Source organism: Kitasatospora sp. NEAU-69 (assembly GCF_057158765.1).
On the sequence record NZ_JBWXUE010000023.1, the window covers coordinates 12,256 to 31,182 of the forward strand.

At 71.5% G+C, this 18,927-nt stretch carries 14 protein-coding genes and 2 riboswitches; of the genes, 3 read left to right on the forward strand and 11 right to left on the reverse strand.

Annotated features, from left to right (window positions below; all coding sequences use genetic code 11):
* Entirely contained in the window at positions 1-1,503 is a 1,503-nt protein-coding gene (locus AC060L_RS25125; RefSeq protein WP_483801169.1) for an MFS transporter, read from the reverse strand.
* A gap of 205 nt (positions 1,504-1,708) precedes the next feature.
* The gene (locus AC060L_RS25130) at positions 1,709-2,836 is read right to left on the reverse strand and encodes a PRC and DUF2382 domain-containing protein (protein WP_483801170.1); all 1,128 of its coding nucleotides are present in this window, start codon (positions 2,834-2,836) and stop codon (positions 1,709-1,711) included.
* A 171-nt stretch (positions 2,837-3,007) separates the two neighbouring features.
* Positions 3,008-3,111, forward strand: a riboswitch (glycine riboswitch).
* Position 3,112: 1 nt separating this feature from the next.
* Positions 3,113-3,240: riboswitch (glycine riboswitch) on the forward strand.
* 109 nt (positions 3,241-3,349) lie between these two features.
* On the opposite strand from AC060L_RS25130, the gene gcvP reads away from it, so the two are divergent.
* A complete protein-coding gene (gene gcvP, locus AC060L_RS25135; protein ID WP_483801171.1) occupies positions 3,350-6,250 on the forward strand; it encodes an aminomethyl-transferring glycine dehydrogenase in 2,901 nt (966 codons plus the stop codon).
* 86 nt (positions 6,251-6,336) lie between these two features.
* Here gcvP and AC060L_RS25140 read toward each other — a convergent pair whose 3' ends face one another.
* Together AC060L_RS25140 and AC060L_RS25145 are read right to left on the reverse strand one after the other, a co-directional pair.
* The gene (locus AC060L_RS25140; RefSeq protein WP_483801172.1) at positions 6,337-6,525 is read right to left on the reverse strand and encodes a DUF5999 family protein; all 189 of its coding nucleotides are present in this window, start codon (positions 6,523-6,525) and stop codon (positions 6,337-6,339) included.
* Between the two features lie 417 nt (positions 6,526-6,942).
* Positions 6,943-7,569, reverse strand: a complete 627-nt coding sequence (locus AC060L_RS25145; RefSeq protein ID WP_483801173.1) for a hypothetical protein — start codon at positions 7,567-7,569, stop codon at positions 6,943-6,945.
* A 369-nt stretch (positions 7,570-7,938) separates the two neighbouring features.
* Between AC060L_RS25145 and AC060L_RS25150 the strand changes: the two genes are divergently transcribed.
* Complete coding sequence (locus AC060L_RS25150) at positions 7,939-9,441, forward strand: glutamate-cysteine ligase family protein (RefSeq protein ID WP_483801174.1); 1,503 nt, start codon at positions 7,939-7,941, stop codon at positions 9,439-9,441.
* Between the two features lie 99 nt (positions 9,442-9,540).
* The gene (locus AC060L_RS25155) at positions 9,541-10,338 is read left to right on the forward strand and encodes a CPBP family intramembrane glutamic endopeptidase (RefSeq protein WP_483801277.1); all 798 of its coding nucleotides are present in this window, start codon (positions 9,541-9,543) and stop codon (positions 10,336-10,338) included.
* On the opposite strand, the gene AC060L_RS25160 is transcribed toward AC060L_RS25155, so the two are convergent.
* The 7 genes from AC060L_RS25160 to AC060L_RS25190 form a co-directional block, all read right to left on the reverse strand.
* The gene (locus tag AC060L_RS25160) at positions 10,316-11,188 is read right to left on the reverse strand and encodes a PhzF family phenazine biosynthesis protein (RefSeq protein WP_483801175.1); all 873 of its coding nucleotides are present in this window, start codon (positions 11,186-11,188) and stop codon (positions 10,316-10,318) included. The two genes, AC060L_RS25155 and AC060L_RS25160, sit on opposite strands and share 23 nt — an antisense overlap.
* Positions 11,189-11,303: 115 nt before the next feature.
* Positions 11,304-11,495: a YegP family protein gene (locus AC060L_RS25165; RefSeq protein ID WP_483801176.1), complete on the reverse strand. Its 192-nt coding sequence runs from the start codon at positions 11,493-11,495 to the stop codon at positions 11,304-11,306.
* A gap of 150 nt (positions 11,496-11,645) precedes the next feature.
* On the reverse strand, positions 11,646-13,409 hold the full coding sequence (locus tag AC060L_RS25170) for an RICIN domain-containing protein (RefSeq protein ID WP_483801177.1): 1,764 nt from the start codon (positions 13,407-13,409) through the stop codon (positions 11,646-11,648).
* Positions 13,410-13,492: 83 nt separating this feature from the next.
* The gene (locus AC060L_RS25175) at positions 13,493-14,320 is read right to left on the reverse strand and encodes a carbohydrate ABC transporter permease (protein WP_483801178.1); all 828 of its coding nucleotides are present in this window, start codon (positions 14,318-14,320) and stop codon (positions 13,493-13,495) included.
* On the reverse strand, positions 14,317-15,291 hold the full coding sequence (locus tag AC060L_RS25180) for a carbohydrate ABC transporter permease (protein ID WP_483801179.1): 975 nt from the start codon (positions 15,289-15,291) through the stop codon (positions 14,317-14,319). Before AC060L_RS25180 ends, AC060L_RS25175 begins: the two co-directional genes overlap by 4 nt.
* 197 nt (positions 15,292-15,488) lie before the next feature.
* Complete coding sequence (locus AC060L_RS25185; RefSeq protein WP_483801180.1) at positions 15,489-16,739, reverse strand: sugar ABC transporter substrate-binding protein; 1,251 nt, start codon at positions 16,737-16,739, stop codon at positions 15,489-15,491.
* Positions 16,740-16,819: 80 nt separating this feature from the next.
* The gene (locus tag AC060L_RS25190; RefSeq protein WP_483801181.1) at positions 16,820-18,904 is read right to left on the reverse strand and encodes a glycoside hydrolase family 127 protein; all 2,085 of its coding nucleotides are present in this window, start codon (positions 18,902-18,904) and stop codon (positions 16,820-16,822) included.
* Positions 18,905-18,927 lie beyond the last annotated feature (23 nt).

The window sequence follows — 18,927 nt, forward strand, 5'->3', positions numbered from 1 at the left end:
TCAGGCGCCGGTCTTGGCGGGTTCCGGCTGGCTGCTCGGCTGGCCGGCGGCGACCGGCGCGGCCGGGGAGCCGGCGGCCTTGCGGATCGCGAACGGCACGGCGGCGGCGACCAGGCAGACCACGGCGGTGACCCAGTAGGCGTGCTTGTAGGCGTCCAGGGTCGGGATCTGCACCTTGACCAGCGCCGCGATCGGCGGCGGGAACTTGATGGTGTCCCCGGTCAGGATGGCGCCCATCACGGCGGTGCCGATCGCGCCACCGACGGTGCGCAGCACGGCGTTCATGCCGTTGGCGATGCCGCTCTGCTCGGCCGGCACGGCGCCGTTGATGTAGGCCGGCATCGCCGCGTAGGCCATGCCGACGCCGAGGCCGAAGAGCGCGGACGCGAAGTAGACGTCGCCCTCGGCGCTGTGGCGCAGCGCGAGGTAGGCCATCGCGGCAGCGCCGAACAGGCCGCCGAGGACCAGCGGCAGACGGGGGCCGCGGCGGCTGATCAGCATCGCGCCGAGCGGGGCGGCGACCATCGAGCCGATCGCGGAGGGCAGCAGCAGCACGCCGGCGTGCAGCACGGTGGCGGTGAAGCCGTAGTGCGCGAGCTTGGCGGGCGTCTGGGTGAAGTTGCTGATCACCAGGAAGGAGCCGTACATCCCGAAGCCGATGAGCAGGCCGGAGATGTTGGTGAAGGCGACGGCCGGGCGGGCCATCATCTTCATGTCCACGAGCGGGTGCTTGACCTTGACCTCGATGAAGCCCCAGATCAGCGCGACCACTGCGGCGACGGCGAACAGGCCCAGCGTCTTGTTGGAGGTCCAGCCCCACTCGTTGCCCTGGCTGACGGCGACGAGCAGTGCGCAGAGCCAGCCGGCCAGCGTGATCGCGCCGAGCGGGTCGGCGCCGCCGGTCTTGTCCACCACCGGGTCCTTGGGCACCCGCAGCAGCACCAGGCCGACCGCGATGAGGCCGAAGACCAGGCCCATCCAGAAGATCGACTTGTAGCTCCAGTGCTCCAGCAGCAGGCCGGTGGCGACCAGGCCGAGGCCGCTGCCGACGCCCATCGAGGCACTGATCGCGGCGACGCCGCCGGTGACCTTCTCGCGCGGCAGCTCGTCACGGACGATGCTGATCGCCAGCGGAAGCACGCCACCGCCGGCGCCCTGCAGCACGCGGGCGATGATCAGCATCGAGAACGAGTGGGTGGAGACCGCGAGGCCCGAACCCAGCACCAGGCCGGTCAGTGAGATCAGCAGCATCGGCTTGCGGCCGTGCAGGTCGCCGAAGCGGCCGAGCAGCGGGGTCAGCACGGCGGCCGAGAGCAGGTTGGCCGTCATCACCCAGGTGATGTTCGAGCCGGAAACCTTCAGCTCCAGGGCAAGCGAGGGCAGGATCGGAACGACGGCGGTCTGCACGATGCTGTAGGCCAGCATCGCGAGCACCAGCGCGGGCAGGACCCGGGCGCCGCTCTGCTTCACGGCCGTGGTGGTGGGCTGTGGCGCCTCACTCACGGTGGCTCCTTCAGGGATGGGCTTCAGCAGCCCTCGAGGCTGCTTCAAGCTAACGACAGTCAATGTAGTGAAGTAACCATGCCCTCAAGTGCTTCAATCTGTCAAATATCGACCGGTGAAGCTTTGTTGCGGCCGACAACGCCGATACGGCCCGGACCTGGTGGAAGACCAGGTCCGGGCCGTACCGGGGGAGTTGGGAGCGGGGTCAGGCCGTGGCGCTGTCCGGCTCCCGGGCGGCGGCCTGCGCCGGGGGGTGGGCCGGCGCGTTGGCCGGGGCGTGGTGCGTGGCGGCCTGGGTGTCGGCGTGCTGGGCGTCGGCATACCGGGCATCGCCGGCCTGCTGCTCCGGCGCGGTGCTGTCGTGGATCTCCACCTGCTCGCGGCGCAGTTCCTCGCGGATCACCTGCTCCTCGGTGTAGCGCTCCACCACCAGGCGCACCCGCTCCAGCGGCGCCAGGTACTTGCGCACCGCCGGGCGTTCCTCGTGCAGCGTCACCTCTTCGACGGCCTCGGCGATCTCCTGCGCCGAGAGCGCCGACCGCTCGGCCTCGCCGACCGGGACCCGCTCCACCCGGACCCGCTCCTTGACCACCTGGATCCGCTTCTCCACCGGTTCGGTCACCACGTACTTGCGCATCCTGGCGGTGCCGAGCACGTGCCACTCGTTGGTGATCTCAAGACGCTCCTCGCGCAGCGTCAGCTCGATCGGGCCGGGCGGCGGCATGGTCGCGCCCGGGCCGGCGACCGGTCGGCTCGCGGCGGCCTGGGCCGGGGTGGAGCCCGGCGCCGGGGGCTGGCCCGGGGCCGGCATCGGCGGCTGGGAGGGCGGGGTGGGGTCGACCGGCTTGTCCAGGCCGATGGTCGCGGTGCCGGGGCCGGTCGGCTGCGCCGTCGCCGGGCGGGCCGCCATGGCGCCGCCGGTCGCCGCCGCGGCCGGCATGCCGGTCTGCGTGCCGACGCCGAAGTCCAGATCGTCCGGGTGCCGGGCGGGCGCCGGGGGCGGCAGCGGGCGCTCGACGCCCGGTGAGTCCAGCCCGTAGTAGCGGTACAGCTGGAGCTCCTGGGCCGGCGAGAGGTGCTGGCCGACGCCGAAGTCCGGCGACTCCTTGATCAGCGACTTGTCGTAGGGCACGCGCAGTTCCTCGCCGGAGAACTCGCTCGTGGTGAGCGGCACGAAGGCGTCCCGCCCGAAGATTCCGGTCCGCACCGCGGCCCATTCCGGCTCACCGGTCGCATCGTCGAGGTAGACCTCGTCCACCGTGCCGATCTTGTCGCCGTTGCGGTCGACGGCCTTGTGCCCGATCAGGTCTCGGGGGTCGATATCGGTCTGCACGCTATTTCCTCCAGCTGGTTACTGCCTGTCGATTCACACGAAAAGCCACGAACCGGACGGTGGCGAGCCGAGCGCGGCCGTCCGTGCGCGCACTGGACCAAGTGGGGGAGTGGATTCGCTCACCTGAGCGGTCGTTCGGTGCGTTCTCGCTGGTACCCTGGGCGCGACCGCCGAGCCCGCTCGGGAGAGTCCCCGCCCCCGACCGAAGGGGAGCGAGGCGCCGAAGGAGCAAACCCTCCCCGGAATCTCTCAGGCATCCGTACCGTGCGGGATAGGTCACTCTGGAAAGCAGGGCAGGACCCCCGGCGAGGGAGCCGGTGGCCACCACCCTCACCGACGGTGCAAGCCGGCGGGGCGTCAGCCTCGCGCGGGCGAAGCTCTCAGGTCCCGATGACAGAGGGGGAGGGTCTGTCGGGCTCGCCCGCCGCAGGCCGATCCGCTGTCCACAGTGGCGAAGGCCCTCCCCCCGGCGTGCGTGCCCCCGCCGGTCCGTGACCAGGAGGCCCGACCACCATGACTGCCCAGCCGACCAACGGTCGTTCTCGCAGCGCAGCCACCCTCAGCGAGCTCGAGGCGGCCAGCCCGTTCGAGTCGCGCCACATCGGCCCCGACGCCGCCGCCCAGGAGAAGATGCTGGCGCAGGTCGGTTTCGGCTCGCTCGACGAGCTCTCCGCCGCCGCCGTCCCCGAGGCGATCCGCAGCATCACCGCCCTGGACCTGCCGGACGGCCGCAGCGAGGCCCAGGTGCTCGCCGAGCTGCGCGAGCTCGCCACGCACAACCAGGTGCTCACCTCGATGATCGGCCTGGGCTACTACGGCACCCACACGCCGCCGGTCATCCTGCGCAACGTCATGGAGAACCCCTCCTGGTACACGGCCTACACGCCGTACCAGCCGGAGATCTCGCAGGGCCGCCTGGAGGCGCTGCTCAACTTCCAGACCCTGGTCTCCGACCTGACCGGCCTGGAGACCTCGGGCTCCTCGCTGCTCGACGAGGGCACCGCCGCCGCCGAGGCGATGGCGCTGGCCCGCCGGGTGACCAAGGTCAAGGGCGGTGTCTTCCTGGTTGACGCCGACACGCTGCCGCAGACCCTCGCGGTGATCCGCACCCGGGCGCTGCCGACCGGCGTCGAGGTGGTCGTCGCCGACCTCGCCGAGGGCATCCCGGCCGAGATCGCCGAGCGCGGCGTCTTCGGCGTGCTGCTCCAGTACCCCGGTGCCTCCGGCGTGGTGCGCGACCTGACCGCCGTGATCGAGCAGGCGCACGGCCTGGGCGCGATCGTCGCGGTCGCCGCCGACCTGCTGGCGCTCACGCTGCTCAAGTCGCCGGGCTCGCTCGGCGCCGACATCGCGTGCGGCACCTCGCAGCGCTTCGGCGTCCCGATGGGCTTCGGCGGCCCGCACGCCGGCTACCTGTCGGTGCGCGCCGAGTACGCCCGCTCGCTGCCCGGCCGCCTGGTCGGCGTCTCGGTGGACGCCGACGGCCACCGCGCCTACCGCCTCGCGCTGCAGACCCGCGAGCAGCACATCCGCCGCGAGAAGGCGACCAGCAACATCTGCACCGCGCAGGTGCTGCTCGCCGTGATGGCCTCGATGTACGCCGTCTACCACGGCCCGGACGGGCTGGCCGACATCGCCCGCCGCACCCACCGCTACGCCGCCGCGCTGGCGGCCGGCCTGCGCGCCGGCGGCGTCGAGCTCGCCCACGAGGCGTTCTTCGACACCGTGACCGCCAAGGTCCCGGGCCGGGCCGCCGAGGTCGTCGCCGTGGCCCGCGAGGCCGGCGTCAACCTCTACCTGGCCGACGCGGACACCGTCTCGGTCTCCTGCGACGAGACCACCACCCGCGAGCACCTGGACGCCGTCTGGGCCGCGTTCGGCGTCGTCGGCGCCGAGGTCGAGGAGGCCGCCGACACGCTGCCGGCCGGCCTGCTCCGCGAGGACGAGTACCTCACCCACCCGGTCTTCCACAGCCACCGCTCGGAGACCTCGATGCTGCGCTACCTGCGCCGCCTCTCGGACCGGGACTACGCGCTGGACCGCGGGATGATCCCGCTCGGCTCCTGCACCATGAAGCTGAACGCCACCACCGAGATGGAGGCGGTCACCTGGCCGGAGTTCGGCCAGCTGCACCCGTTCGCGCCGATCGAGCAGGCCCAGGGCTACCTGACGCTGATCCGCCACCTGGAGCAGCAGCTGGTCGAGGTGACCGGCTACGACGCCGTCTCGATCCAGCCGAACGCCGGCTCCCAGGGTGAGTTCGCCGGTCTGCTCGCGGTCCGCGCCTACCACCACGCGAACGGCGACACCCAGCGCGACGTCTGCCTGATCCCCGCCTCGGCGCACGGCACCAACGCCGCCTCCGCGGTGATGGCCGGCATGCGCGTGGTCGTCGTCAAGACGCTGACCGACGGCGACGTGGACGTCGAGGACCTGAAGGCGAAGATCGAGCAGCACCGCGAGCAGCTCTCGGTGCTGATGGTCACCTACCCGTCCACCCACGGCGTCTTCGAGACCCAGATCACCGAGATCTGCGGCCTGGTGCACGAGGCCGGCGGCCAGGTGTACGTGGACGGCGCGAACCTGAACGCGCTGGTCGGCCTCGCCAAGCCGGGCAAGTTCGGCGCGGACGTCTCGCACCTGAACCTGCACAAGACCTTCTGCATCCCGCACGGCGGCGGCGGCCCGGGCGTCGGCCCGGTCGCGGTCCGCGCGCACCTCGCGCCGTACCTGCCGAACCACCCGCTGCAGGGCGAGGCCGGCCCGGCCACCGGTGTCGGCCCGATCTCGGCCGCGCCGTGGGGCTCGGCGGCGATCCTGCCGATCTCCTGGGCGTACGTGCGCCTGATGGGCGGCGAGGGCCTCAAGCGGGCGACCCAGGTCGCCGTGCTGAACGCCAACTACATCGCCAAGCGGCTGGCCCCGCACTTCCCGGTGCTCTACACGGGCCCCGGCGGTCTGGTCGCGCACGAGTGCATCATCGACATCCGCCCGCTGACCAAGGAGACGGGGGTGACCGTGGACGACATCGCCAAGCGCCTGATCGACTACGGCTTCCACGCCCCGACCATGTCCTTCCCGGTGGCCGGCACGCTGATGATCGAGCCGACCGAGTCCGAGGACCTGCACGAGATCGACCGCTTCTGCGAGGCGATGATCGAGATCCGCGCGGAGATCGAGAAGGTCGGCTCCGGCGAGTGGTCGGCGGAGGACAACCCGCTGCACCACGCCCCGCACACCGCCGCCACGCTGGCCGGCGACTGGACGCGCGGCTACTCGCGGCACGAGGCGGTCTTCCCGGCGGGCGTGAACCCGGCGGACAAGTACTGGCCGCCGGTGAGCCGGATCGACGGCGCCTACGGCGACCGCCACCTGGTCTGCTCCTGCCCGCCGCTGGACGAGTACGGCGTCTGACGCCCGGTGAGCCGGTGACCGGCTAGCACGTCATGAAGCCTCGGTGGTCCGCTGACCACCGAGGCTTCGTGACGTTCCGGGTTCGTTCAGACCGCGAGCAACGAGCGGCGCGGGGCGATCACCCGGCCGTCCGGGAGCAGCTCGCCGGTGTCCTCGAAGAGCAGGACGCCGTTGCAGAGCAGGCTCCAGCCCTGCTCGGGGTGACGGGCGACCGGGACCGCCGCCTCCCGGTCGGCGGACTCGGCCGACGGACACTCAGGTCGGTGCTGGCACATCGTCGTACCTCGCTTCACTCACGATCCACGCCCCCCGCAGCGGCATCGGCCCGTGCCCGGCTCGGGCAACCGGCTCTGGAAACACCGTTGAAGTTGGTCGGATCCTGTCCCGCCGGTCCAGGTGTGAACCGGCGCTTCTGTGGGTAGGACAGGGGGTCCTTCCACGCTTCCTCCAGTGTCTGCCTCCCGGGCCCGTCCCGCAGCTGTTTTGGTGAGTTGTGCCACAACTCCGGGGCAGAGATCACCCATTCAGATGGCTGGGCCGCCGCGCGGGCACACCGACGGGCCACCCGGTCATGGCACGACCGGGTGGGTGCGGAGTAGTCCGGACGGGTGATTGGCGCACGACTGGTTCGCGCACGGGTGACGTGCTCTGCGAGTGACGTGGGTCGCGGGTGCCGCGCACCCGGCCGGTGACTAGAACGCCGGGACCGCCGCCAGCGTGGAGGCCGCCGCCGCCGTTGCCGCCGCCGCGGCCACCGCGGCCGAGCCGGCGGCTCGGCGGGTGAGCAGGGCGAGCAGTTGGCCGGCCGGGTAGGCGTGGTGGGCGGTGATGCCCAGCGGGGCCGGGGCGAGCGGGATCAGCAGGTCGTCCGCCGGATCGCCCTCGGTGCCGTGCAGCCACAGCGCCGTCGCGTAGTGGCCCGGCATCGACAGCAGCCGCGCCTGATGGGCCGTCGGCAGCGGTTGGGCGAGCTGCCAGGCCTGGGCGAGCGTCTGCACGGTGGAGTCCAGGTACGGCCCGGTCGCGAAGTGCGCGAAGGAGTGGCCCTCCGAGGAGCGCACCACCTCGGCGGCCGCCAGTACCTGGCCGCCGCTCTTGATCAGGAAGCGCCAGCCCGTCCTGGGTGCCGCGGCCAGTTGGCGCACCGTCGTCGTCCCGGGTGGCAGCTGGTGCACGGCCAGGGGATGGGACGGCAGTAGCGGGCCGGTGGGACTGCGCAGCGTGGCGGCCCCGGACTGCCGCAGCGCGGACTCCGAGGTCAGTGCGGCCAGTACGGCGCGCAGCGCGCTGGGCGGCGGCTGGGGCGTTTGCAAGGTCATGGCGGGTCGCCTCTCCGTGCGAGATCGGCGTGCGAAGGCGGCATACCGGCGTGGCGCGAAGGGCCGGGTCCGGTTGGGCGTGATCGCGTGGCTGGGCGCGCGCGAGTGGACTCCGCGACAAGCGGGCAGCCGCCCTGGCGGGCAGCAGGCAGCACGGAGCCTCTCGAACAAGTGCGCAGGGTGACATGTCTATCACCTTCCGTCGTTCTCGGCAAGTCGTAATTTGGGTGAGAAACCGTCAGTTCCCTTGTACTGCAAGGTATTAGCCGTTGCGCGGTGATGGCTGCAGCGGGCCGCGGATGCCTGGGTATCGATCTTGGGGATGGGCATGATGCTTGGCACGGCGGCACCGGCCTGAGGGGGGCATCCATGGGCGAGAAGGTCATCGCGACCCGGGCGGACCTGGCGGACCGACAGCAGTACCGGCTCAAGCTGCAGGCCTGTCAGGAGGCACTCGACCGGATGCTGCGGGAGAACCGCTTCGACCGCCCGAGGGCCGTCCTGGGTCTGGAGATAGAGCTCAACCTGGCGGACGAGCAGGGGCAGCCGCTGATGCGCAACGAGCAGGTGCTCGCGGCGATCGGCTCCGCCGACTTCCAGACCGAGCTCGGGCAGTTCAACATCGAGGTCAACATCGCGCCGCACCGGCTCAGCGGGCACGTCTTCGAGGAGCTGCGCGAGGAGATCGACACCGGATTGCGCTACGCCGACCGGCGGGCCGCCGAGGCGGGTGCCCGGATCATCATGGTCGGGGTGCTGCCGACGCTCGGGCTGGAGCACACCGGGCTGGACTCGATGTCCCACAACAACCGGTACAGCCTGCTCAGCGACCAGATCATGGCCGCCCGCGGCGAGGACATCGCGCTGGACATCGAGGGTGTCGAGCACCTGGTGCTGGAGTCGGTGACGATGGTGGCCGAGGCCGCCGCGACCTCGCTCCAACTGCACCTGCAGGTCACCCCCGACCGGTTCGCACCGGTCTGGAACGCCGCCCAGGCGATCTCCGCCGTCCAGGTGGCGCTCGGCGCCAACTCGCCGTTCCTGTTCGGCCGCGAGCTGTGGCGGGAGACCCGCCCGGTGCTCTTCCAGCAGGCCTGTGACACCCGTTCGGCGGAGCTCAAGGCCCAGGGAGTGCGCCCCATCACCTGGTTCGGGGAGCGCTGGGTGGACAGCGCGCTCGACCTGTTCGCCGAGAACCTGCGCTACTTCCCCGCGCTGCTGCCGATCTGCGACGACGAGGACCCGGCCAAGGTGCTCGCCTCCGGCGGGGTGCCGCGACTCGGCGAGATGCGGCTGCACAACGGCACCATCTACCGCTGGAACCGCCCGGTCTACGACGTCGCGGACGGCGTGCCGCACCTGCGGGTGGAGAACCGCTGCCTGCCGGCCGGCCCGACGGTCGCCGACACGCTGGCGAACGCCGCGTTCTACTACGGCCTGGTCCGGGCGCTCGCCGAGCAGCCGCGACCGATCTGGACGAAGCTGCCGTTCGACCTGGCCGACCGGAACTTCCAGACCGCCGCGCGCTACGGCATCGACGCCGCCGTGCACTGGCCGCGCCAGGGGCGGGGGGCCAAGGGCGGGCCGGCCGAGGTGCCGGTGGTCGACCTGGTGCTCGGCGAACTGCTGCCGCTGGCCCACCAGGGGCTGGACGAGTGGGGCGTGCAGCCCGCCGACCGGGACCGCTACCTGGGGATCATCGAGCAGCGCTGCCTGCGCCGGACCAACGGCGCGGCGTGGCAGGCGGCGACCGTGCACCAGCTGCGCGAGCGGTACGGGATGGACCGGGGGGCCGCGCTGGCCGCGATGACCCGGCGGTACATGGAGCTGATGCGGGCGGGCGAGCCGGTGCACACCTGGCCGGTGGGGTGAGCCTGAGCTGGTGAGCTGGTGAGCTGGTGAGCTGGTGAGCCGGCGCCGTTGCGTTCATGGTGGGCTCATCGTGGTGTGACAAGATGATCCGCCATGACGATGGCACCCCCCACGCAGCCCGATCACGCCCTGCCGCCCGGCGATCGCGGGCGCCGGCTGCTCGGCGCGGAGCTGCTCATCGTGCTCGGTCTCTCGCTCGGCGCGAGCGGGATCAGCGCGCTGATCAGCTTCGCCGACTCGCTCACCCAGAACGTCGCGCTCTCCCAGCAGACCGCCTCGCTCAACGCCTCCGCTGCGCCCGGCCGGCCGTGGATCGACCTGGCCTGGCAGCTCTACTACATCGGCCGCGGCCTGATGCCGGTGGTGCTGGTCGGCTACCTGCTGGTGCGCGAGGGCAGCTCGCTGCGGGTGCTCGGCTTCGACCTGCGCCGCAAGGCCGGCGACCTGGGCCGCGGCGCGGCCGTCGCGGCGGTGATCGGCGGCACCGGCCTGGCGCTCTACTTCGGTTCACGGGCGGCCGGATTCAACCTCACGGTGGTGCCCTCCGGGCTGCCCGACGTCTGGTGGCGGATCCCGGTGCTGATCCTCTCCGCCTGCCAGAACGCGGTGCTGGAGGAGGTGGTGGTGCTCGGCTACCTGGTCCGCCGGCTCGACCAGCGCGGCTGGGGCCCCTGGGCGGTGCTGGCCGCCAGCTCGGTGGTGCGCGGCTCCTACCACCTCTACCAGGGGGTCGGCGGGCTGATCGGCAACATGGTGATGGGCGCGGTGTTCGTGCTGCTGTACCGGCGCTGGGGCCGGGTGATGCCGCTGGTGGCGGCGCACTCGCTGATCGACACGGTCGCCTTCGTCGGGTACGCGCTACTCGCCGGGCACGTCAGCTGGCTGCCGACGGGGTGAGCGCGCCGTCCAGCACGGTGACCGCCCGGCCGGAGAGCAGCACCCGGTCCGCGCGCAGCTCGCAGTGGACCAGGCCGCCGCGGATCGAGGCCTGGTAGCCCGTCAGCTCGGTGCGGCCCAGCCGCTCGGCCCAGAACGGCGCGAGCGCGGTGTGCGCGCTGCCGGTCACCGGGTCCTCGGCGACGCCTGCCGCCGGGGCGAAGTAGCGCGAGACGAAGTCGTAGCCGTCCGCCGGGTGCTCGGCGAGCGCGGTGACCACCACGCCGCGGGCCGGCTGACGGGTGATCGCGGCCAGGTCCGGCGCCAGCCCGCGCACCGAGTGCTCGCTGCGCAGCTCGGCGACCAGGATGTCCAGCGGGCCGGTGGTCCGGCAGCCGAGCACCTCGGTGCCGAGGGCCTGGGCCAGCTCCGCGGGGATCTCGGCAGGCTCCAGCCGCGCGGCCGGGAAGTCCAGGCTGATCGTGCCGTCCTGCTGCGGGGTGGCGGTCAGCACGCCGCTCAGCGAGTCGAACCGGACCGGGTGCTCGCTCGCCAGACCCTGCGCACGCAGCGCGTGGGTCGCGGCGAGCGTGCCGTGGCCGCAGAGCGAGACCTCGGTCATCGGGGTGAACCAGCGCAGCGCGTAGTCGGCACCGGTCTGCTCCGAGCTCCCGGGGCTGCCAGGGCTGCCAGCGCTCCCGGGGCCTTCGGTGAGCGGGCGGACGAACGCGGTCTCGGAGAGGTTCAACTCCCGGGCCACCTGGCGCATCCATCGCTCGTCCGGCCAGTCGCCGGCCGGCAGCAGGCAGACCGCGGCAGGGTTGCCGGAGAACGGGCGGTCGGTGAAGGCGTCGATGATCGAGATGCGCATTCCCCGAGCTTAGACGCAGCCCCTACCCGCCCGGCAGGGCCACTTCGCCCTCACTGGACTGCAAACAGCAGGCGGTGGGGCGTGGCGCGCCGCCACGCCCCACCACCGCCGGGCCCTACGCCTGACTCGCGGCCGCCTCGCGGACCTCGGCGTACGGCGCGATCTTGCGGAGCGACTCGATGTTCTTGAGCAGCGATTCCTTGGTCTCGTGCGCGTCGCCGATCACCACGATCGCACCGTTGCTGGCCTTGAGCCGGAACCGGTGCATACCGCTCTCGTCGGTGTAGAGCTCGAACTTCCCTGCCATGGATTTTCACCTCTCGGGTTGGACGCCCCCTCACTGACGCACCGTAGGCGGTCGGTGGCGGGGTCGCATGTCGGACGGTCCGTCAGGGGCGTCTGTCCGGAGGCTGATGCATGGCAGTGTTCACCGGAACCCCTTGGTGGGCCGCGCGATTCAGCGGGGGGTGAGGGTCCACAGGTGGTCGGGGGTGCCGTTGTCGTCCCACTGGAGGACCTGGGCCCCGGAGGCGGTGCTCTCGTTGGCGACGCCGAGGAGCAGGCCGCTGTTGTGGTTGGCGATCTTGTACTGGCCGCCGCCGGCGGGGATCACCTGCCACAGGTGATCAGGAGTGCCGTTGTCGCCCCAGATCAGCGCGGTGCCGCCGTCACTGGTGCTCTCCTGGGTGATGCCCAGCGCCAGGCCGCTCTTCTGGTTGATGATCTTGTAGAGGTCGGAACCGGCGGACACCAGGGTCCAGTTCTGGTCGGTGCCGGTGGTCCGGGTGGCCTGGACGACCGAGGTGCCCTGTGCGGTGCCGGCGTTCTGGGTGTCCAGGGCCAGGCCGCTGTTGGCGTTGGTGATCTGGTAGCGCCCGGCGAGCGAGGTGGAGCTGCCGCTGGGGGTGACGACCAGGTGGTAGCCGTCGGTGGCGTTGGTGGTGACCGGCACGGTGACGGAGCCGTTCTGGACCGGGTAGTCGCTCTCGGAGATGGTGATCGGCGGGGCGGCGGCGGTGGTGCGGCCGAGGGAGGGGGTGTACTCCAGCTTGACGTGCACGGTGCTGCCGAAGGCTGCCAGCGAGCCGAGACCGTTGACGGTGACGGCCGAGGAGCCGGCGCCGCCGCCGAAGAGCACGCTGATCTGGGTGCCCGCGGTGTTGAGCGAGGCGGCGCCGTCGATGCCGGTCTGCGCCGGGGGTGTGGTGGTGAGCATGTTGCCGGACATGTCGCCGTACCACTTGTAGAGCCAGTAGGCGCTGTTGGGTGAGCCGCCGGTGTCGACCAGGGTGTCGCCGAGGGTGCCGTAGTGGTTCCAGAAGGCGAGTTCGGCGTCGTGGATCCCGGCTCGCTCGAACTTGGCGATGTAGCCCGTCAGGGGGCCGGGCACGCCGACCTCGCTGGTGGTGCCGTACTCCTCGATGGCGATCGGCCGCGGGCTGATGCCCAGGCTGCTCTCCAGGGACCGGTACGCGGCGACGTCCGCGGCGATGTTCTGGCTTCCCCCGAGCTCGTGCCAGGAGACGATGTCGGGGACGGTGCCGCTGGCCTTGGCGTCGGTGAGGAAGGTGCTCATCCGGCTGTTGTTGTAGTACGAGTAACTCGGGCCCTGGATGGGGGTGTTGGCGCCCCTGGCGCGGACCTCCTGGTAGGTCCTGGCCCAACCGGCGTCGAAGGCACCGGCGTTGGCGGTGTCCCAGGTCCAGTCCGGCTCGTTCCACAGCTCGTAGGCACTGATGTCGGTGGCACCGGAGGCCTTGACGGAGGCGACCTGGGTGTCGACGGCGGACAGCCAGTCGGTCCAACTGACCCACTTGTAAGGAAAGTTGGGGTACCAGTCGGACATCCGGACGACGACCTTGGCCCCGGCCCTGGCCGCCTCGGGGGCGACCACCAGGGCGTCGCCGGCGGGGGCGGGTTCGCCGTTGGGCAGCTGCTTGCCGCCGGGGGCCATCTGGACGAAGGTGTTCGGGTGCAGCGGCTCGACCAGGCTGTCGGTCGGAGTGGTGGCGGTCGCCAGGCCGTAGAGGCCGCCGCTGGCCACGTGGGTGACGGACCGCAGGATCTGGTTGGCGTTGACGACCAGGGTGGTGGCGGAGGTCGGGGCGGCCTGGGCGGGGGCGCCGCCGAAGCCTCCGGCGACGATCGCCAGGGTCGCGGCGCCGATGGCGGCGGCGCGGGGCAGCGGCTGCCGCCGGCGGGGCGTTGGGGTTGTCTGCATGGGGTGGGCTCTCCTGACTGGGGGGGTGGAGAGTGGCGGGTGGAGAGTGGGGGGTGGAAAGCGGGGGTGGAGAGGGGACCGGGTCAGTCCTTGACGGCGCCGGCCGTGACGCCGGCGGCGACGTAGCGCTGGGCGAGGACGAGCAGGACGGCGGCCGGGATGGAGGCGACGACGGCGGTGGCCATGATCGAGTTCCACTCCTGGTTGTTGTTGCCGATGTAGCGGTAGATGCCGAGGGTGATCGGCTGGAGGTCGCCGCCGCTGTCGAGGGTGTTGGCGAAGACGAAGTCCGACCAGGCCCACAGGAAGCTGAACAGCGACACGGTGACCACCGCGTTGCGGCTGACGGGCAGCACGACGGACCAGAAGGTGCGCCAGGCGCCCGCGCCGTCGATGGTGGCCGCCGCGGTGAGCTCGTCGGGGATGCCCGACATGAACGCCGTGAAGATCATCACGCCGAACGGCACGGCGAGGGTGGAGTCGGCGATGACCAGTCCCCACCAGGTGTGCATGAGGCCGAGGTTGAGGAAGATGCCGTAGAAGCCCATCGCCATGACGATGCCCGGGACCATCTGGGCGATCAGCAGCGAGATCCCCAGGAAACCGCTGCCCCTGGGGCGCAGTTTGGCCAGGGCGTAGGCGGCGGGTGCGGAGAGCACGAGCGTCACGATGACGGTGCCGACGCCGATGAGGAGGCTGGTCGCGAGGTACGGCAGCTGATCGTGCAGGACCGCCTGGTACCCGGTGAACGTGGGGTGGAGCGGGAAGAGATCCGGCGGGGACTTGCGCATGTCCTGCTGGGGGGTGAGGGAGACGTTGATCATCCAGTACACCGGGAACAGCATGAGCGCGGTGAGGATGACGCCGATCACGGTCGTGCGAAGTGAACGGCCGGAGCGGGGACGGGTCATGCGTCTTGCCTCCTCTGGACGCGGATGTAGAGCAGGCCGAAGAGCAGGGCGATGAGGATGAGGATGTTCCCGACCGCTGCTCCGGGGCCGAACTGGGGCAGCAGAGTGCCGAATCCGAGCTTGTAGGACCAGGTCGCGAGGGTGGAGGACGAGTTGCCGGGGCCCCCTCTGGTCATGATCCAGATCAGGTCGAAGACCTTGAGGGTGTAGACGAGGCCCAGCAACAGGGTGATCGCGGAGACCGGCCGCAGCAGCGGGAAGGTGATGCGGCGGAACTGCTGCCAGGCGCCGGCGCCGTCGAGGGACGCCGCCTCGTACAGCTCGGCGGGGATGTTCTGCAGGCCGCTGTAGAGGATGACCAGGTTGAACGGGATGCCGATCCAGATGTTGGCGATGATGACCGAGGTCAGGGCCCAGTGCGGAGAGGTGAGCCAGTCGACGGGGGCGATCCCCACCAGATGCAGGGCGTGGTTGACGATGCCGGACTCGCTGTTGAGCATCCAGGACCAGGTCGACGAGGAGACGATCAGCGGTAGCAGCCAGGGGATGAGGAAGAGTGCCCGCAGGATGCCGGCCAGCCGGAAGCGCCGGCTGAAGAACACGGCCAGCGCCAGGCCGATCGCGTACTGGAACGCGATCGACACCAGGGTGAAGATCGCGGTGTTGGTCAGCGCGGGCCAGAAGGTCGGGTCGTGCAGGACCTGGGAGAAGTTGGCCCACCCCGAGAACGGGGCGTTGCCGGCGACGAACGAGCGCACTGTGTAGTGACGCAGGCTCAGATCAAGGTTCCGGTAGAGGGGATAGAGGTAGAAGGCGGCGAGGTAGGCGACCAGCGGGGTGACGAAGGCCCACGCGGTGAGCTGGGTGCGCCGGCTCCGGCGCCGGGCAGCGGCCCGCGCGTCGCGGGTTCGGTGGGTCGCCCCGGACGCCGCCGGTGACCGCCGTGGTCGGTCGGCTCGGACGAGAGTCATGGAAGCTCCTTGAAGGGTCCGCCGGACAGGCCCTAGGCCGTGTCTCATAATTCGCGTCGGATCAGCGCGCGGCGTTGGGCGCCCGGCTGGGCGTGCCGGCGAAGCGTCCTCGTACTGGGTCGTACTTGGGCGTTTCGCCGGTGCGTCCAGGCGGGATGCCCGGCGTCGCGCGCCCGACGGGAATTATGAGACACGGCCTAGCCCTGGTGGTTCGCGGCGGCGTTCTGCGCGGCGTCGAGGGCCGCCTGCGCGCCCTGGCCTCCGGACAGGGCGCCCTGCACGGCCGTCCACATCTGCTGCGAGATGACCGGGTACTTGGAGCCGAGGCCGTTGCTGGTCCGGCCCCGGGCGGCGGCCACGGCGCTCACCCACGGTGTGAGGGCGGGGTTGGCCTGGGTCTGCTGGGCCTGCACGGCCTGGGTCGGAGCGATGTAGGACAGCGTGGTGTCGGTGCCGAGCAGGTTGGCCGAGTCGGTCAGGCAGGAGACGATCTGCTTGCTGACGGCGTAGCGGGCGGTGTCCTTCTGCACCGGAACGGTGACGAACTCCCCGCCGGTGGGGGCGGGGGCCGGTCCGCCGTCCTTGGCGGGGATGGTGACGACGCCGTAGGGGAAACCGGCCTTCGCCGCGTTGGCCAGCTGCCAGGTGCCGTTCTCGCCGAAGGCGTACTGGCCGGTGGCGAACTCCTGCCAGCTGGTGGTCTGGGTGTTGCTGAGCACGTCGTTGGGCGCGTAGCCGTCGGCGACCCAGCCCTTCCACAGCGAGAGGGCAGCCACGCCCTTGGCGTCGTTGAGGTGGGTGAGGTCACCGCCGGCGCCCCAGAACCAGGGCAGGAACTGGAAGCTGCCCTCCTCCGTGCCGATCGCGGAGAAGGTGATGCCCTTCTTGCCGGCCGCCTTGACCTTGGCCAGCGCGGCGTTGAGGGAATCCCAGTTCGTGACGGAGGCGGGGTCGACGCCGGCGGCGTCCAGGACCGACTTGTTGTAGTAGAGGGCCAGTGTGTTCGCACCGATCGGGAGCCCGTAGGCGGCGCCGTCGATGGCGCCCGCACCGATGACGTTCTGCTGGACGGACGAGGTGTCCACGCCCAGGTCGCTCATCTTGTTGAGGATCCCGGCCTCGACCAGCGTGGAGACCACGGGGTTGTCCACCAGCATGACGTCGGGCGAATCGCCTTGCTGGGCGGCGAGCAGGGCCTTGTTGCCGAGGTCGGTGGTGTCCAGGGCGGTGCGCTTGACGGTGACGCCGGCCTGGGTGCCGCAGGAGGCGACGCGCTTGCCCCAGTCGGAGGCGGCGTCGAACTGCGGGTACGGGTCCCAGAAGGTGAAGGTGCCCGTGTCGGCGGAGGACCCCTGGGCGGTGGAGCCCCCGGAACAGGCGGTGGCGGAGGCGAGCGCGGTGACGGTGAGGAGGGCAGCCGCGATCGCGGTGCGCCGGGTCTGTCTCATGGGGATGACCTCATTCGGGGGGTGGGGACGCCGTGGTGGGGAGGCTGCGGAGGCGGGGGCGCGTCCTGAGCGGGGGAGAGTCAGCCGGTGGGAAGCCAGACGCGCATGCTGCCGTCCTCCCGGTTGGCCCAGGCGTAGTACGGGACGGCGGTGAGCTCCAGCGGTTCGCCCGTGCCGACGGGTGATGCGGGGTCCGCGCCATCCGCTTCCGCTGCGCCATCCGCTTCCGCCGCGCTCTCCGCCCCCTGCGCCCCCTGCGCGCCCGCCGCGTCCGTGCGGTCCTGGTAGGGCCACCAGCCGGTCGGGGCGAGGCGGCGCCGGTAACCCGCGCCGACCACCGTGACGACACCGCCGAGCAGGTCGGGGCGGTCCTTGGCGGACAGTGGGCGGCTGGTGTCGAGGAGGACGTGGTCCAGCCCGCCACCCGGGTGGTCCACCTGCTCGATGCAGTAGACCAGCGGGCCGCGTTCGATCGCGACGCAGCCGCGGACGGCGTCCACCCGCGGGTCGGCCTCGACCAGGCGCACCGGCAGGTCCAGGTCCAGCACGAGCGCGTCCCCCGCGGTCCAGACGCGCTCCACCCGCAGCCAGCCGTCCTGTGCGCCCGCCTCGGCCGCGTCCGCCTCGTCCGCGCCCGCGTCCACCTTGTCCGGGGCGCGGGCGGGGACCCCGTCGATGCTGACCGTGTAGTCGCGGCACCACTGCGGTATGCGCAGCGACAGCGTCCAGGGCGCCTCCGGACTCTCCTCGACGGTCACGGTGATGCGGCCCTGCCACGGGTAGTCCGTGTTAACGCTCACAAAAATGGGCAGCCCTCGATCCGTCTCGCCGCGGTAGCGTCCCGAGACGTACTGGTGCAGGTGAAGGCCGGACCCGTCGGACGCGGACACGTAGTGCTCGAGGCCGGCCAGCAGCCGCATGACGTTCGGCGGGCAGCAGGCGCAGCGGAACCAGCGGGTACGGCGGGCCGACTGGTCGTCGCCCGTGTCGGTGTGGCCGTCGCGCACCTGCAGCGGGTTGACGTACAGCCAGCGCTGCCCGTCCAGCGACATGCCCGCCAGGAAGCCGTTGAAGAGGGTCCGCTCGATCAGGTCGCTGTAGCGGGCCTGACCCGTCAACAAGGCCATGCGCCAGCTGAACTGGATGGAGGCGACGGCGGCGCAGGTTTCGCAGTAGGCCCGCTCGTTGGGCAGCTCGTAGGGGTCGCCGAAGTCCTCCTCGTCATGGTGGGCGCCGACGCCGCCGGTCAGGTGGGTCTTGGTGGCGACCATGGCGTGCCACAACCTGGCTGCGGCGGCGCCCAGTTCGTCGTCTCCCGTCTCGGCGGCCAGGTCTGCGGCCGCCGCCAGCAGGTAGAGCTGGCGGACGGCGTGGCCCTCCACGGTGTCCGCCAGGCGCAGTGGGACCCGGTCCAGGCAGTACTTCTCGCCGCCGAGTCGCCCGTGGCCGAAGCGGTCCACGAAGTACCCGGCCAGGTCCAGGTAGCGCCGCTCACCGGTCTCCCGGTACAGCTCGACGAGGGCGGTCTCCACCTCGGGGTGGCCGTCGATGCCGTCGACGGGCTTCCCGCTGTCCGGGGTGCCGAAGGTGGCGTCGATGTGGTCGGCGAACCGGCGGGCCACCCGGAGCAGGCCGTCGTCGCCCGTGGCCCGGTGGTGGGCGACGGCCGCCTGGATCAAGTGACCGGCACAGTAGAGCTCGTGGCCCCAGCGCAGGTCCAGATACGGACCGTCGCCCTTCCCGGACTGGAACCAGCTGTTGAGGTAGCCGTCCGGCTGCTGCGCGTCCGCCACCAGGGCGATGATCTTCTCCACGTGCTCGGCCAGGGATGCCTGCGCGGCGGCATCGCGCTCGCCGTCAGGGGCCTGGCCGAGCTGCCAGGAGGCGGCCTCGAGCCACTTGTAGATGTCGGAGTCCATGAAGGGGTAGGCGCCGCGGAACGGCCCGTCGGCGGTGCCGGCCGCCAGCCGCAGGTCGTGGAGATTGCCGGCCGACTCGAGCAGGCCGGGGCCCTGGGGGATGGCCACGCGGGCGACCGTCCGGCGTCGGTCGTACCAGAAGCCCCCGCTCACGACCGGATCGGCGGTCGGCCGCTGCGCGGTGCGGGCCTGGGGGCTGAGCCGGACCGGACCGGGCGTGGCGGGGGTGGAGGTGCTGCGGGACATGATTCTCCCAGGATCGACGCCGG